Annotated in this window: 17 protein-coding genes; 13 read left to right on the top strand and 4 right to left on the bottom strand. The window is 53.5% G+C overall.

Annotated features, from left to right (window positions below; genetic code table 11):
• Positions 1–37 precede the first annotated feature (37 nt).
• From QQZ17_RS11545 to QQZ17_RS11535, 3 genes are read right to left on the bottom strand one after another with little or no spacing between them, the layout of a single operon-like run.
• Positions 38–256, bottom strand: a complete 219-nt coding sequence (locus QQZ17_RS11545) for a YheU family protein (RefSeq protein WP_152400224.1) — start codon at positions 254–256, stop codon at positions 38–40.
• A gap of 2 nt (positions 257–258) precedes the next feature.
• Complete coding sequence (locus QQZ17_RS11540) at positions 259–1,275, bottom strand: hydrolase (RefSeq protein WP_235922448.1); 1,017 nt, start codon at positions 1,273–1,275, stop codon at positions 259–261.
• A 5-nt stretch (positions 1,276–1,280) separates the two neighbouring features.
• A complete protein-coding gene (locus tag QQZ17_RS11535) occupies positions 1,281–3,182 on the bottom strand; it encodes an ABC transporter ATP-binding protein (protein ID WP_152400222.1) in 1,902 nt (633 codons plus the stop codon).
• Positions 3,183–3,319: 137 nt separating this feature from the next.
• On the opposite strand from QQZ17_RS11535, the gene kefG reads away from it, so the two are divergent.
• The 4 genes from kefG (at position 3,320) to slyD (ending at position 6,577) form a co-directional block, all read left to right on the top strand.
• Complete coding sequence (gene kefG, locus QQZ17_RS11530; RefSeq protein WP_042322810.1) at positions 3,320–3,871, top strand: glutathione-regulated potassium-efflux system ancillary protein KefG; 552 nt, start codon at positions 3,320–3,322, stop codon at positions 3,869–3,871.
• Complete coding sequence (gene kefB, locus QQZ17_RS11525) at positions 3,871–5,676, top strand: glutathione-regulated potassium-efflux system protein KefB (protein WP_152400220.1); 1,806 nt, start codon at positions 3,871–3,873, stop codon at positions 5,674–5,676. Before kefG ends, kefB begins: the two co-directional genes overlap by 1 nt.
• Before the next feature lie 9 nt (positions 5,677–5,685).
• Positions 5,686–5,886 (top strand): YheV family putative zinc ribbon protein, encoded by a 201-nt coding sequence (locus QQZ17_RS11520; RefSeq protein ID WP_042998388.1) that lies wholly within the window; start codon positions 5,686–5,688, stop codon positions 5,884–5,886.
• 94 nt (positions 5,887–5,980) lie between these two features.
• Complete coding sequence (slyD, locus tag QQZ17_RS11515; RefSeq protein WP_042322804.1) at positions 5,981–6,577, top strand: peptidylprolyl isomerase; 597 nt, start codon at positions 5,981–5,983, stop codon at positions 6,575–6,577.
• Positions 6,578–6,712: 135 nt separating this feature from the next.
• Here the strand turns inward: slyD and QQZ17_RS11510 are convergent, their stop codons facing one another.
• Entirely contained in the window at positions 6,713–6,931 is a 219-nt protein-coding gene (locus QQZ17_RS11510; RefSeq protein WP_042322802.1) for a protein SlyX, read from the bottom strand.
• Positions 6,932–7,154: 223 nt separating this feature from the next.
• Here QQZ17_RS11510 and fkpA point away from each other — a divergent pair, with 223 nt between their 5' ends.
• The 9 genes from fkpA to QQZ17_RS11465 all read left to right on the top strand — a co-directional run.
• Positions 7,155–7,979 (top strand): FKBP-type peptidyl-prolyl cis-trans isomerase, encoded by an 825-nt coding sequence (fkpA, locus tag QQZ17_RS11505; protein ID WP_152400218.1) that lies wholly within the window; start codon positions 7,155–7,157, stop codon positions 7,977–7,979.
• 290 nt (positions 7,980–8,269) lie between these two features.
• Positions 8,270–8,992 (top strand): helix-turn-helix transcriptional regulator, encoded by a 723-nt coding sequence (locus QQZ17_RS11500; RefSeq protein WP_042286247.1) that lies wholly within the window; start codon positions 8,270–8,272, stop codon positions 8,990–8,992.
• Positions 8,992–9,378, top strand: coding sequence for a sulfurtransferase complex subunit TusD (gene tusD, locus QQZ17_RS11495; protein WP_102602913.1), 387 nt, complete (start codon positions 8,992–8,994; stop codon positions 9,376–9,378). The genes QQZ17_RS11500 and tusD overlap by 1 nt, the downstream gene beginning before the upstream one ends.
• Positions 9,378–9,737, top strand: a complete 360-nt coding sequence (tusC, locus tag QQZ17_RS11490; RefSeq protein WP_046491231.1) for a sulfurtransferase complex subunit TusC — start codon at positions 9,378–9,380, stop codon at positions 9,735–9,737. The genes tusD and tusC overlap by 1 nt, the downstream gene beginning before the upstream one ends.
• 7 nt (positions 9,738–9,744) lie before the next feature.
• A complete protein-coding gene (tusB, locus tag QQZ17_RS11485; protein ID WP_152400216.1) occupies positions 9,745–10,032 on the top strand; it encodes a sulfurtransferase complex subunit TusB in 288 nt (95 codons plus the stop codon).
• A gap of 125 nt (positions 10,033–10,157) precedes the next feature.
• On the top strand, positions 10,158–10,532 hold the full coding sequence (rpsL, locus tag QQZ17_RS11480) for a 30S ribosomal protein S12 (RefSeq protein WP_000246815.1): 375 nt from the start codon (positions 10,158–10,160) through the stop codon (positions 10,530–10,532).
• Positions 10,533–10,628: 96 nt separating this feature from the next.
• Positions 10,629–11,099, top strand: coding sequence for a 30S ribosomal protein S7 (rpsG, locus tag QQZ17_RS11475; RefSeq protein WP_042322792.1), 471 nt, complete (start codon positions 10,629–10,631; stop codon positions 11,097–11,099).
• A 96-nt stretch (positions 11,100–11,195) separates the two neighbouring features.
• The gene (fusA, locus tag QQZ17_RS11470; protein WP_046491016.1) at positions 11,196–13,310 is read left to right on the top strand and encodes an elongation factor G; all 2,115 of its coding nucleotides are present in this window, start codon (positions 11,196–11,198) and stop codon (positions 13,308–13,310) included.
• A gap of 70 nt (positions 13,311–13,380) precedes the next feature.
• Positions 13,381–13,620, top strand: a 240-nt coding sequence (locus tag QQZ17_RS11465; RefSeq protein ID WP_000031669.1) for a GTP-binding protein, incomplete at its 3' end; no start/stop codon positions are given.

The raw sequence follows: 13,620 nt of genomic DNA, 5'->3' as shown, positions 1-13,620 counted from the left end.
ATTGATTTTTTATTATAGTCGGCCGATAGCGTGCAGGTTATTCGCGAAATGGTTTGTGCGGCATGATGTTGACGGTTTCGTGCAACTCGGACCACACCAGTATCGCTTCTCCACACTGCAACTGGCGTTTAACGTCGGCGACTTTTTGCTCAAGGGTACGTTCATGTTCACCATAATCGGTGCCTTCGCGCAACACAAAGCTTTCGATCAGATTGTCCAGCGTCTCGGGGGAAAGGTCTTGCCAGGGGATCTGCATAATTATGCCTCCAGGTACGGTGTCAGCCAGTCAGGAATGCGCGACTCGAGCCACATTTCTGGCCGACGCAATGTCCCGCCGATAAACCCGACGTGACCGCCGTGTTCCGTTAACTGATATTCCACCTGCGGCGGTAAATCTTCCGCTTTGGGGATCACATGACTGTCCATAAACGGGTCGTCTTTCGCGTGGATGATCAGCGTCGGAATGGCGATGTCACTGAGCAAGGGCATTGCGCTACACTGACGATAGTAGTCGATAGCATCGGCGAAACCGTGAATTTTGGCGGTGATGAGATCGTCAAACTCACGGATACGGCGCAAGGATTTCAATTGCGCCAGGCTTACCGGTAGCGAACCGGGATAGGCCGCCAGCTTGCGTGACGCGTTAGCCTTCAGCAGGTTGAGCAGATAGCGCTGATAAACACGGGAAAAGCCTTTATCCATATGGTAGCTGCAGGCTTCCAGCACAAAGGGCGCTGAGACAATGACCGCCGCGTCGAGCGGGATGTTTTTTCCCTCTTTTGCCAGCAGACACGCCAGCACGTTTCCGCCAAGCGAATAGCCCACGGCGGCCGTTGGCGCATTGCCAAATTCCCGCTGTAACCAGCCTAAGAACCAGGTCCCGTCTTCGGTTTCGCCCGAGTGATAAATGCGATTCAGACGATTGGGCTCGCCGCTGCAGCCGCGAAAATGCATCACCACGCCAAGCCAGCCACGATTCTTTGCCGCTTCAATCAGGCCATGCGCGTACGGACTGTTCAGACTGCCTTCCAGACCATGAAACACCACCAGGCGCGGCTTATGCTTCGCCTGATGCGGATCTTCACTCCATGCCAGATCGACAAAGTCGCCGTCGGGTAATTCCAGACGCTGCCAGTGGGCGTCGAAATTCACTTTTCGCCGGATCAAACGCGGCAGCATGGTCTGCAAATGACAGTTACTGATACCGCGCATCGGGCGAAATTCGTCACTGCTGCCGTTCGGCATTTCAGGATCGTGAAGGATTACGTGTGTCATCGCCGTTACTCGCTCAGCATCTGCTCGAGTTGCTCCTGGGCGTCCAGCCAGGCCATTTCGCACTCTTCCAGTCCGGCTTTGGCGCTGGCCTGCTGTTGCAGACATTCCGTCAGCTCGGCTTTGCGGCTCTGGTCGTAAAGTTCGCTGTCGCCCAGCTTCTCTTCCGCCTGCGCCAACTGCGCGTTCAGTTTCTCCATCTCTTTTTCCAGACGGGCTATCTCCTTACGCAGCGGTTGGGTTTGCGTGCGCAGTTCGGCTTCACGACGCTTCTGATCTTTACGCGCCTGCGCGCTGTTGACGTTCTCTTTTGGGGCGTCGTCAGCCTGGTTTTCCTGCTTCTGCACGTCGCTCAGCCACTGCTGATAATCTTCCAGATCGCCATCGAACGGCTCGACCTTGCGGTCATGCACCAGATACAGATCGTCGGTCGTGGAGCGCAGCAAATGGCGGTCGTGCGAGACCACCACCAGTGCGCCTTCAAATTCAATCAACGCTTCGGTTAACGCCTGACGCATGTCGAGATCAAGGTGGTTGGTCGGTTCATCGAGCAGCAGCAGGTTCGGCCGCTGCCAGACGATCAGCGCCAGCACCAGTCGTGCCTTTTCGCCACCGGAGAAACGGCGTGTCTCTTCGCTGACTTTATCTCCCTGGAAGCCGAAACCGCCCAGATAATCGCGTAGCTTCTGTTCCAGCTCTTGTGGCGCCAGTCGCACCAGATGCTGCAACGGCGACTCATCCGCGCGCAAATACTCGAGCTGGTGCTGAGCGAAGTAACCGAGCTTGATGCCCTTCGCCAGCCCGATTTCACCGCTGACGGGAGTCAGTTCACCTGCCAGCAGTTTGATGAGCGTGGATTTACCCGCGCCGTTACGTCCCAGCAGGCCAATGCGCGAACCCGGCACCAGGTTCAGTTTGATCGAGTCCAGGATAATGCGTTCACCATAACCGGCGCTCACTTTCTCCATTTTCAGCAGCGGGTTCGGCAGGCTCTCCGGCGCGCGGAAGCTGAAATGGAACGGGTTGTCGACATGCGCCGGGGCAATCAGCTCCATGCGTTCCAGCATCTTGATACGGCTCTGCGCCTGCTTCGCTTTCGTGGCTTTGGCGCGGAAGCGATCAATGTAGCTTTGCAGATGCGCCACGCGCTCCTGTTGGCTTTCGTACATCGCCTGCTGCTGGGCCAGACGCGTTGCACGTTGAATTTCAAACGCGCTGTAGTTGCCGGTGTACTCGAACAGGGTTTGCTGTTCGATATGAATGATTTTATCCACCACCGGATCGAGGAAGTCGCGGTCGTGGGAGATCAGAATCAGAGTGCCCTGATAGCTCTTCAGCCATTTTTCCAGCCAGATAACTGCATCCAGATCGAGGTGGTTGGTCGGTTCATCGAGCAGGAGGAGATCGGAGCGACAAATTAACGCCTGGGCCAGGTTGAGACGCATACGCCAGCCGCCGGAAAAGTCGCTCACCGGACGTTCCAGTTGTTCATTAGAGAAGCCGAGACCATGCAACAGGCTGGCCGCGCGGGAACGCACGGTCCAGGCGTCGATGGCATCCAGCTTGCCGTGGACGGTGGCAATGGCGTGTCCATCGTTACGTTCGTTGGCGTCGTGCAACTGCGCTTCCAGTTGACGGTATTCGCGGTCGCCGTCAATGACATATTCCAGCGCGGGCTGGGGCAGTGCCGGTGTTTCCTGATTTACCCATGCCAGTTGCCAGCTTCCGGGGAAGGTAAAACCGCCGGCATCTGCGCTGATTTCATTTTTCAGCAATGCCAGCAGGGTAGATTTCCCGCAGCCGTTCTTACCCACCAGACCGACTTTCTGGCCCGGATTGATGGTGGCAGTGGCATTGTCCAGTAAGACGCGCACGCCGCGACGAATTTGTAACGAGGAGAAAACAATCATAAGGCGCCGTATGTTCAGACTATGTTAATTTATCATTATGATAATGTAAGGTGTGGGCCATTTTCCGCACCGGGCCGCAATGGTAGCCCAAAACGACGACTATACACAAAAACAGAAACAAAACCGGGAGGGGGATGATGTCTCAGCCAGCAAAGGTCTTGCTGCTGTATGCCCATCCGGAATCTCAGGACTCGGTGGCAAATCGGGTACTGCTTAAGCCGGCCACGCAGCTCAGCAACGTTACGGTGCACGATCTCTACGCGCACTATCCTGATTTTTTTATCGATATCCCGCATGAGCAGGCGTTACTGCGTGAGCATGACGTGATCGTGTTTCAGCATCCGCTGTACACCTATAGCTGTCCGGCACTGCTCAAAGAGTGGCTGGATCGCGTGTTGAGCCGTGGCTTTGCCAGCGGCCCCGGGGGAAATCAGCTTGCGGGAAAGTACTGGCGCAGCGTCATCACCACCGGTGAACCGGAGAGCGCCTATCGCTATGACGCGCTGAATCGCTATCCAATGAGCGATGTATTGCGGCCATTCGAACTGACGGCAGGAATGTGCCGAATGCACTGGCTGAGTCCCATTATTATCTACTGGGCCAGACGACAAAGCGCGCAGGAGCTGGAAAGCCATGCAAAAGCGTATGGCGACTGGCTTGCTCATCCCGTTCCTGTGGGAGGCCGCTGATGGAAGGTTCCGATTTATTGACCGCGGGAGTGCTGTTTCTCTTCGCGGCGGTGGCTGCGGTGCCTCTGGCATCGCGGCTGGGTATTGGCGCCGTGTTGGGCTATTTGCTGGCGGGGATTGCCATTGGTCCGTGGGGACTGGGGTTCATCAGCGACGTGGATGAAATTCTCCACTTCTCCGAGCTGGGCGTTGTGTTCCTGATGTTTATCATCGGACTGGAGCTGAATCCGTCGAAACTCTGGCAGCTTCGACGTTCTATCTTTGGCGTCGGAGCGGCGCAGGTTTTGCTCAGCGCGGCGCTGTTGGCCGGATTGCTGATGTTGACTGATTTCTCATGGCAGGCGGCGGTCGTCGGCGGGATAGGCCTCGCGATGTCGTCAACTGCGATGGCGCTGCAGCTGATGCGCGAAAAAGGGATGAACCGCAGCGAATCCGGGCAGTTGGGCTTTTCGGTTTTACTGTTCCAGGATCTGGCTGTGATCCCGGCATTAGCGCTGGTGCCGCTGTTAGCCGGGTCGGCGGATGAAAACTTTGACTGGATGAAGATCGGCATGAAGGTGCTGGCGTTTGCCGGCATGCTGATTGGCGGACGCTATTTGCTGCGCCCGGTATTCCGGTTTATTGCGGCGTCCGGCGTGCGAGAAGTGTTTACCGCCGCCACGCTGCTGCTGGTGCTGGGATCGGCACTGTTTATGGATGCGCTGGGGCTGTCGATGGCGCTCGGCACGTTTATCGCGGGGGTGCTGTTAGCGGAAAGCGAATACCGGCATGAGCTGGAAACCGCGATCGATCCGTTCAAGGGACTGCTGCTGGGCCTCTTTTTCATTTCGGTCGGGATGTCGCTCAATCTGGGCGTGCTGTACACCCATCTGTTGTGGGTCGTGGCAAGCGTGGTGGTGCTGGTGGCGGTTAAAACGCTGGTCCTTTATCTGCTGGCGCGACTGTACGGTCTGCGCAGTTCTGAAAGAATGCAGTTTGCTGGCGTGTTGAGTCAGGGGGGAGAGTTTGCCTTTGTGCTGTTCTCGACCGCGTCATCGCAGCGGCTGTTTCAGGGCGACCAGATGGCGCTTCTGCTGGTGACCGTCACGCTGTCGATGATGACTACGCCGATGCTGATGAAGCTTATCGACAAATGGCTTTCCCGCCAGCTTAACGGTCCGGATGAAGAAGATGAAATGCCGTGGGTCGAGGATGACAAGCCGCAGGTCATCGTGGTGGGTTTTGGTCGTTTTGGTCAGGTCATCGGTCGTTTGCTGATGGCAAATAAGATGCGCATTACCGTGCTGGAGCGGGACATCAGTGCGGTGAATCTGATGCGCAAATACGGCTATAAGGTTTATTACGGTGATGCGACGCAGGTGGACCTGCTGCGTTCTGCCGGTGCCGAGGCGGCGGAATCCATCGTCATTACCTGTAATGAGCCGGAAGATACGATGAAGCTGGTGGAGATTTGCCAACAGCATTTTCCGCATTTGCATATTCTTGCGCGAGCGCGCGGACGTGTCGAAGCACATGAGTTATTACAGGCGGGGGTCGTGCAGTTTTCCCGTGAGACCTTCTCCAGTGCACTGGAGCTGGGGCGCAAAACGCTGGTGTCATTGGGAATGCATCCCCATCAGGCGCAGCGGGCGCAACTACATTTCCGCCGGCTGGATATGCGGATGCTGAGGGAGCTCATCCCGATGCATACCGATACGCTACAAATCTCTCGCGCCAGAGAAGCCAGACGCGAGCTGGAGGAGATTTTCCAGCGCGAGATGCAACAAGAGCGACGCCAACTGGATGGCTGGGATGAATTCGAATAGAGGATAAGTATGGCAATCCGTAAACGTTTTATTGCAGGGGCGAAATGCCCTTCCTGCCAGGCGCAGGATTCTCTGGCGATGTGGCGCGAGAATAATATCGATATTGTTGAATGTGTTAAGTGCGGGCATCAGATGCGGGAAGCGGATAAAGAAGTCCGCGATCACGTGCGCAAAGAAGAGCAAGTGATCGGGATCTTTCATCCAGACTAGCGATATGGCCCGAGATTTTTTAAGCTAAGGGGTACACAGGTGCAGATTTCCGCTACAATCTGCGCCAGCAATTTTCCCACGCTCAGGAGATATCATGAAAGTAGCAAAAGACCTGGTGGTCAGCCTGGCCTATCAGGTACGTACAGAAGACGGTGTGTTGGTTGATGAGTCTCCGGTGAGTGCGCCGCTGGACTATCTGCATGGTCACGGTTCCCTGATCTCTGGCCTGGAAACAGCGCTGGAAGGTCACGATGTTGGCGACAAATTTGATGTTGCTGTAGGCGCGAACGACGCTTACGGTCAGTACGACGAAAACCTGGTGCAGCGCGTTCCTAAAGACGTCTTCATGGGCGTTGATGAACTGCAGGTTGGCATGCGTTTCCTGGCTGAAACTGACCAGGGTCCGGTACCGGTAGAAATTACCGAAGTGGAAGACGACCACGTTGTGGTTGATGGCAACCACATGCTTGCAGGTCAGAATCTGAAGTTCAACGTTGAAGTTGTGGCGATCCGCGAAGCGACCGAAGAAGAGCTGGCTCATGGCCACGTTCACGGTGCGCACGGTCACGACCATGACCACGATCACGACGGCTGCTGCGGCGGTCACGGCCATGACCACGGTCACGAGCACGGCGGCGAAGGCTGCTGCGGTGGTGGCGGTAAAGGCAACGGCGGCTGCGGTTGCCACTAAAAGGTCATAATGTCTGATGGCGCTACGCTTATCAGGCCTACGGGTTCATTGGGATGAGTAGGCCGGATAAGGCGCTTGCGCCGCCATCCGGCAATGAGCCACAAAAAAGCGGGATAAACCCGCTTTTTTTATGTCTCAATAATGAGGCGGTGGCGTCTCTTCGGCCTGAGAGGCGATATTGGAAGGCTGGCTCGCCTTGAGTTTCTCCGTCAGCAGTCGCAGATGATCGCGCAATTTGGCCATTTCCATCTCGTGAGCGGTTACCGTTACGTTGAGCTCTTCAATGGTGATTTCCTGAAAAGCCAGCCGACTTTCCAGCTCGGCCAGTCGGGTTTCCATCGTTGTATCCTGCATGATTCACCTCATCGATTGTCTCTGGTCGCGGCGGATTCTACTTAACTTTATCCGAATACACAGCCCTGATTCCTTCTCATCGAAACTAATTTAAACAAAAAGAGTCTCAAAAGAAGCGATTATCAGGTATGTCTGTATGTTGATTTGTTCAACAACGCTTTATAGTACGCTTCTCACATAAAAGTTAACCATGGGGTGAGATGCCCCGGCCCTGGAGATATGGATGAAATCACTGTTTAAAGTCACTCTGCTGGCGACCACGATGGCCGTTGCTCTGCACGCCCCGATCACCTTCGCAGCCGAAGCCGCAAAACCGGCCGCCGCTGCTGACAGCAAAGCCGCGTTCAAAAATGACGACCAGAAATCGGCTTATGCACTGGGCGCATCGCTGGGCCGCTATATGGAAAACTCCCTGAAAGAGCAGGAAAAACTGGGCATCAAACTGGACAAAGACCAACTGATCGCCGGCGTTCAGGATGCGTTTGCTGATAAGAGCAAACTGTCTGACCAGGAAATCGAACAGACTCTGCAAGCATTTGAAGCACGCGTGAAAGCCTCCGCTCAGGCGAAGATGGAAAAAGACGCGGCTGACAACGAAACCAAAGGCAAAGAGTTCCGCACCAAGTTTGCGAAAGAGAAAGATGTGAAGACCTCTTCAACGGGCCTGCTCTACAAAGTGGAGAAAGCCGGTACGGGCGAAGCGCCGAAAGACAGCGACACTGTGGTGGTGAACTACAAAGGGACGCTGATCGACGGTAAAGAGTTCGATAACTCCTATACCCGTGGCGAGCCGCTCTCTTTCCGTCTGGACGGTGTGATTCCTGGCTGGACTGAAGGTCTGAAGAACATTAAGAAAGGCGGGAAGATCAAGATGGTCATCCCACCAGAGCTGGCTTACGGTAAAACCGGCGTTCCGGGGATCCCAGCTAACTCCACGCTGGTATTCGACGTAGAACTGCTGGATATCAAGCCGGCACCGAAGGCGGATGACAAGCCAGAAGCAGCAGCAGAAGCTGATGCAAAAGCAGCAGATGCCGCTAAAAAATAAAAATTGAGAACCGCCGCCGAACAGAGCGGCGGTTTTTTTATGCAGGCCGGATACATACACAAAATCATTCAAGTTGCATCAAGGCGGTAAGGGAGTGAATCCCCTGGCGCGTACATAAGTACGTAACTGGGGCGAACGAGCGAAACCAACGCTGAGGCAGCCTGAAGGATGACGTGTATAATTAATAGTGGAAAGTGGAAGCCCCTCTGTATTAATTTAACCATCCACAAAATTAATGAGCCTGCCCTGAAAACATAACGACAGGCTCCTGAAAAGGAGTGTTTTTTTTCATGTCCAGGTCGCTTTTAACCAACGAAACCAGTGAGCTCGACTTACTGGATCAACGTCCTTTCGATCAGACCGACTTTGATATTTTGAAATCCTACGAAGCGGTGGTGGACGGGTTAGCGATGCTCATTGGTTCCCACTGTGAAATCGTATTGCACTCTTTGCAGGATTTGAAATGTTCCGCCATTCGTATTGCCAATGGTGAACACACGGGACGTAAAATCGGTTCACCGATTACTGACCTTGCGTTACGAATGCTGCACGATATGACCGGTGCAGATAGCAGCGTTTCCAAATGCTATTTTACCCGTGCGAAAAGCGGCGTTTTGATGAAGTCAGTGACGATTGCCATTCGCAATCGCGAGCATCGCGTGATTGGTCTGCTGTGCATCAACATGAACCTTGATGTCCCGTTCTCGCAGATCATGAATACCTTTATTCCGCCGGAGACCCCGGAAGTCGGATCGTCTGTTAACTTCGCCTCTTCTGTAGAAGATCTGGTGACGCAGACGCTGGAGTTCACCATTGAAGAGGTGAACGCCGATCGTAATGTCTCCAATAATGCCAAGAACCGCCAGATCGTTCTGAATCTGTATGAGAAAGGCATCTTCGATATTAAGGACGCGATCAACCAGGTTGCCGATCGTCTGAATATCTCCAAGCACACCGTGTACCTCTATATTCGCCAGTTCAAGAGCGGTGACTTCCAGGGGCAAGATAAGTAATGCGTTTTGCCATTGTGGTTACCGGTCCGGCATATGGTACCCAGCAGGCGAGCAGCGCACTGCAGTTTGCTCAGGCGCTGATTGAAGAAGGCCATACGTTAAGCAGCGTCTTTTTCTATCGGGAAGGCGTGTATAACGCCAACCAACTGACCTCTCCGGCCAGTGATGAATTTGATCTGGTCCGGGCCTGGCAACAAATGAATACACAGCATGGCGTTGAACTGAACATCTGTGTGGCGGCGGCACTGCGTCGCGGTGTGGTCGATGAAACAGAAGCGGGCAGGCTGGGGCTGGCGTCCGCCAATCTGCAGCCGGGTTTTACCCTCAGCGGACTGGGCGCGCTGGCACAAGCCTCACTGACCTGCGATCGCGTGGTACAGTTCTGATGAAACGTATTGCCTTTGTCTTTTCCACAATGCCGCACGGGAGTGCATCGGGTCGCGAAGGGCTGGATGCGCTGTTGGCCACCTCGGCATTAACCGAAGAGATCGGCGTCTTCTTTATTAGTGATGGCGTCTTTCAGATCCTGCAGGGACAAAAACCGGATGTCATTCTGGCCCGCGACTATATTGCGACCTTCAAACTGCTGGGACTGTACGATATCGAACAGTGCTGGTTATGTGCCGCCTCGCTGCGCGAGAGGGGACTCGGGGAAGGCGTAAGTTTTGTCGTTGATGCGACACCGCTGGAGCCAGAAGCGCTGCGTCGCGAACTGGGCAACTACGATGTCATCCTGAGGTTTTGAGGTTCTCATGCTGCATACTTTACACCGCTCCGCGTGGCACTCTGATTTCTCTGCTATTCAGCGCCTGATCGCAGAAGGCGATGAACTTTTATTGCTCCAGGATGGCGTCGTCGCCGCAGTAGAAGGCAGCCGCTTCCTTGAAAGCCTGCAAAATACCCCCATAACTGTTTACGCACTGAAAGAAGACATTGAAGCTCGCGGTTTGGGTGGTCAAATTTCAGACAGTGTCGTCAGGGTTGACTATACTGACTTCGTCAGACTTACGGTTAAGCACGCCAGCCAGATGGCCTGGTGATTGTGTGATCGTTGTATATTTCTTGACACCTTTTCGACACCGCCCTAAAATTCGGCGTCCTCATATTGTATGAGGTCGTTTTATTACGTGTTTACGAAGCAAAAGCTAAAACCAGGAGCTATTTAATGGCAACAGTTAACCAGCTGGTACGCAAACCACGCGCTCGCAAAGTTGCAAAAAGCAACGTGCCTGCGCTGGAAGCATGCCCGCAAAAACGTGGTGTATGTACTCGTGTATATACTACCACTCCTAAAAAACCGAACTCCGCACTGCGTAAAGTATGCCGTGTTCGTCTGACTAACGGTTTCGAAGTGACTTCCTACATCGGTGGTGAAGGTCACAACCTGCAGGAGCACTCCGTGATCCTGATCCGTGGCGGTCGTGTTAAAGACCTCCCGGGTGTTCGTTACCACACCGTACGCGGTGCGCTTGACTGCTCTGGCGTTAAAGACCGTAAGCAAGCTCGCTCCAAGTATGGCGTGAAGCGTCCTAAGGCTTAATGGTTCTCCGTTAAGTAAGGCCAAACGTTTTAACTTAAATGTCAAACTAAACTCGTAGAGTTTTGGACAATCCTGAATTAACAACGGAGTATTTCCATGCCACGTCGTCGCGTCATTGGTCAGCGTAAAATTCTGCCGGATCCGAAGTTCGGATCAGAACTGCTGGCTAAATTTGTAAATATCCTGATGGTAGATGGTAAAAAATCTACTGCCGAAACAATCGTATACAGCGCGCTGGAGACCCTGGCTCAGCGCTCTGGTAAATCTGAACTGGAAGCTTTCGAAGTAGCTCTCGAAAACGTGCGCCCGACTGTCGAAGTTAAGTCTCGCCGCGTTGGTGGTTCTACTTATCAGGTACCAGTTGAAGTCCGTCCGGTTCGTCGTAATGCCCTGGCAATGCGTTGGATCGTTGAAGCTGCTCGTAAACGCGGTGATAAATCCATGGCTCTGCGCCTGGCGAACGAACTTTCTGATGCTGCAGACAACAAAGGTACTGCAGTTAAGAAACGTGAAGACGTTCACCGTATGGCAGAAGCCAACAAGGCGTTCGCACACTACCGTTGGTAATCCCTTCGGAGTTTTAGTCACCAGGCGGGCGCTTCCAGTAAGCAGCCCGCTTTGGGCTACTTAAATTGAACGCCTAAAAGATAAACGAGGAATCAAATGGCTCGTACAACACCCATCGCACGCTACCGTAACATCGGTATCAGTGCGCACATCGACGCCGGTAAAACCACTACTACCGAACGTATTCTGTTCTACACCGGTGTAAACCATAAAATCGGTGAAGTTCATGACGGCGCGGCCACCATGGACTGGATGGAGCAGGAGCAGGAACGTGGTATTACTATCACTTCCGCAGCGACTACTGCATTCTGGTCTGGTATGGCTAAGCAGTATGAACCGCATCGTGTAAACATCATCGACACCCCGGGGCACGTTGACTTCACAATCGAAGTAGAACGTTCCATGCGTGTTCTTGATGGTGCGGTAATGGTTTACTGCGCAGTTGGTGGTGTTCAGCCGCAGTCTGAAACCGTATGGCGTCAGGCAAACAAATATAAAGTTCCGCGCATTGCGTTCGTTAACAAAATGGACCGTATGGGTGCGAACTTCCTGAAAGTTGTTGGTCAGATCAAAACCCGTCTGGGCGCGAACCCTGTTCCGCTGCAGCTGGCAATTGGCGCTGAAGAAGCGTTCACCGGTGTTGTTGACCTGGTGAAAATGAAAGCCATCAACTGGAACGAAGCAGATGCAGGCGTTACCTTCACTTATGAAGATATTCCGGCTGACATGCAGGAACTGGCTGAAGAATGGCACCAGAACCTGATCGAGTCCGCTGCGGAAGCTTCTGAAGAGCTGATGGAGAAATATCTGGGTGGTGAAGAACTGACTGAAGAAGAGATCAAAAAAGCTCTGCGTCAGCGTGTTCTGAACAACGAAATCATCCTGGTAACCTGTGGTTCTGCATTTAAGAACAAAGGTGTTCAGGCGATGCTGGATGCGGTAATTGATTACCTGCCATCCCCGGTTGACGTACCTGCGATCAACGGTATCCTGGACGACGGTAAAGATACGCCTGCTGAGCGTCACGCTAGCGACGAAGAGCCTTTCTCTGCACTGGCATTCAAAATCGCTACCGACCCGTTCGTGGGTAACCTGACCTTCTTCCGTGTGTACTCCGGTGTGGTTAACTCTGGTGATACCGTACTGAACTCCGTGAAATCTGCACGTGAGCGTTTCGGCCGTATCGTTCAGATGCACGCTAACAAACGTGAAGAGATCAAAGAAGTTCGCGCGGGCGACATCGCTGCTGCGATCGGTCTGAAAGACGTAACCACTGGTGACACCCTGTGTGACCCGGATGCGCCGATCATTCTGGAGCGTATGGAATTCCCTGAGCCGGTAATTTCCATCGCCGTAGAACCGAAAACCAAAGCTGACCAGGAAAAAATGGGTCTGGCTCTGGGTCGTCTGGCTAAAGAAGACCCGTCATTCCGCGTATGGACTGACGAAGAATCTAACCAGACCATTATCGCCGGTATGGGTGAACTGCACCTCGACATCATCGTTGACCGTATGAAGCGTGAATTCAACGTTGAAGCGAACGTCGGTAAACCTCAGGTTGCTTACCGCGAAGCGATTCGTGCGAAAGTTACCGATATCGAAGGTAAACACGCCAAGCAGTCTGGTGGTCGCGGTCAGTATGGTCATGTTGTTATCGACATGTACCCACTGGAGCCGGGTTCTAACCCGAAAGGCTACGAGTTCGTCAACGACATTAAAGGTGGTGTAATCCCTGGCGAATACATCCCGGCCGTTGATAAAGGTATCCAGGAGCAGCTGAAAGCCGGCCCGCTGGCAGGTTACCCGGTTGTTGATATGGGTGTTCGTCTGCACTTCGGTTCTTACCATGACGTTGACTCCTCTGAACTGGCGTTTAAACTGGCTGCGTCTATTGCCTTTAAAGAAGGCTTTAAGAAAGCTAAACCAGTTCTGCTTGAGCCAATCATGAAGGTTGAGGTAGAAACGCCGGAAGAAAACACCGGTGATGTTATCGGTGACTTGAGCCGTCGTCGCGGTATGCTGCGCGGTCAGGAATCCGAAGTCACTGGCGTTAAGATCCACGCTGAAGTTCCGCTGTCTGAAATGTTCGGATATGCAACTCAGCTGCGTTCTCTGACCAAAGGTCGCGCATCGTACACTATGGAATTCCTGAAGTATGATGATGCACCGAACAACGTTGCTCAGGCCGTAATCGAAGCCCGTGGTAAATAATCCACAGGATTAAAACCTAAGTCCCGTGCTCTCTCCACAAGGGGAGAGCGCTATAGTAAGGAATATAGCCGTGTCTAAAGAAAAATTTGAACGTACAAAACCGCACGTTAACGTCGGCACCATCGGCCACGTTGACCACGGTAAAACTACCCTGACTGCTGCCATCACTACCGTACTGGCTAAAACCTACGGCGGTGCTGCTCGCGCATTCGATCAGATCGATAACGCGCCGGAAGAAAAAGCTCGTGGTATCACCATCAACACCTCTCACGTTGAATATGACACCCCGACTCGCCACTACGCGCACGTA

This window comes from Citrobacter sp. T1.2D-1 (assembly GCF_950098555.1).
Classification (GTDB): Bacteria; Pseudomonadota; Gammaproteobacteria; order Enterobacterales; family Enterobacteriaceae; genus Citrobacter_A; species Citrobacter_A telavivensis.
Note: the sequence above shows the minus strand (reverse complement) of the source record. Positions and strands in the feature narration are given on the sequence as shown.

Bases quoted from the DNA above. Each gene is read 5' to 3' on its own strand.
- QQZ17_RS11545 (WP_152400224.1), bottom strand. From the start codon at position 256: ATGCAGATCCCCTGGCAAGACCTTTCCCCCGAGACGCTGGACAATCTG.
- QQZ17_RS11540 (WP_235922448.1), bottom strand. From the start codon at position 1,275: ATGACACACGTAATCCTTCACGATCCTGAAATGCCGAACGGCAGCAGT.
- QQZ17_RS11535 (WP_152400222.1), bottom strand. From the start codon at position 3,182: ATGATTGTTTTCTCCTCGTTACAAATTCGTCGCGGCGTGCGCGTCTTA.
- kefG (WP_042322810.1), top strand. From the start codon at position 3,320: ATGTCTCAGCCAGCAAAGGTCTTGCTGCTGTATGCCCATCCGGAATCT.
- kefB (WP_152400220.1), top strand. From the start codon at position 3,871: ATGGAAGGTTCCGATTTATTGACCGCGGGAGTGCTGTTTCTCTTCGCG.
- QQZ17_RS11520 (WP_042998388.1), top strand. From the start codon at position 5,686: ATGGCAATCCGTAAACGTTTTATTGCAGGGGCGAAATGCCCTTCCTGC.
- slyD (WP_042322804.1), top strand. From the start codon at position 5,981: ATGAAAGTAGCAAAAGACCTGGTGGTCAGCCTGGCCTATCAGGTACGT.
- QQZ17_RS11510 (WP_042322802.1), bottom strand. From the start codon at position 6,931: ATGCAGGATACAACGATGGAAACCCGACTGGCCGAGCTGGAAAGTCGG.
- fkpA (WP_152400218.1), top strand. From the start codon at position 7,155: ATGAAATCACTGTTTAAAGTCACTCTGCTGGCGACCACGATGGCCGTT.
- QQZ17_RS11500 (WP_042286247.1), top strand. From the start codon at position 8,270: ATGTCCAGGTCGCTTTTAACCAACGAAACCAGTGAGCTCGACTTACTG.
- tusD (WP_102602913.1), top strand. From the start codon at position 8,992: ATGCGTTTTGCCATTGTGGTTACCGGTCCGGCATATGGTACCCAGCAG.
- tusC (WP_046491231.1), top strand. From the start codon at position 9,378: ATGAAACGTATTGCCTTTGTCTTTTCCACAATGCCGCACGGGAGTGCA.
- tusB (WP_152400216.1), top strand. From the start codon at position 9,745: ATGCTGCATACTTTACACCGCTCCGCGTGGCACTCTGATTTCTCTGCT.
- rpsL (WP_000246815.1), top strand. From the start codon at position 10,158: ATGGCAACAGTTAACCAGCTGGTACGCAAACCACGCGCTCGCAAAGTT.
- rpsG (WP_042322792.1), top strand. From the start codon at position 10,629: ATGCCACGTCGTCGCGTCATTGGTCAGCGTAAAATTCTGCCGGATCCG.
- fusA (WP_046491016.1), top strand. From the start codon at position 11,196: ATGGCTCGTACAACACCCATCGCACGCTACCGTAACATCGGTATCAGT.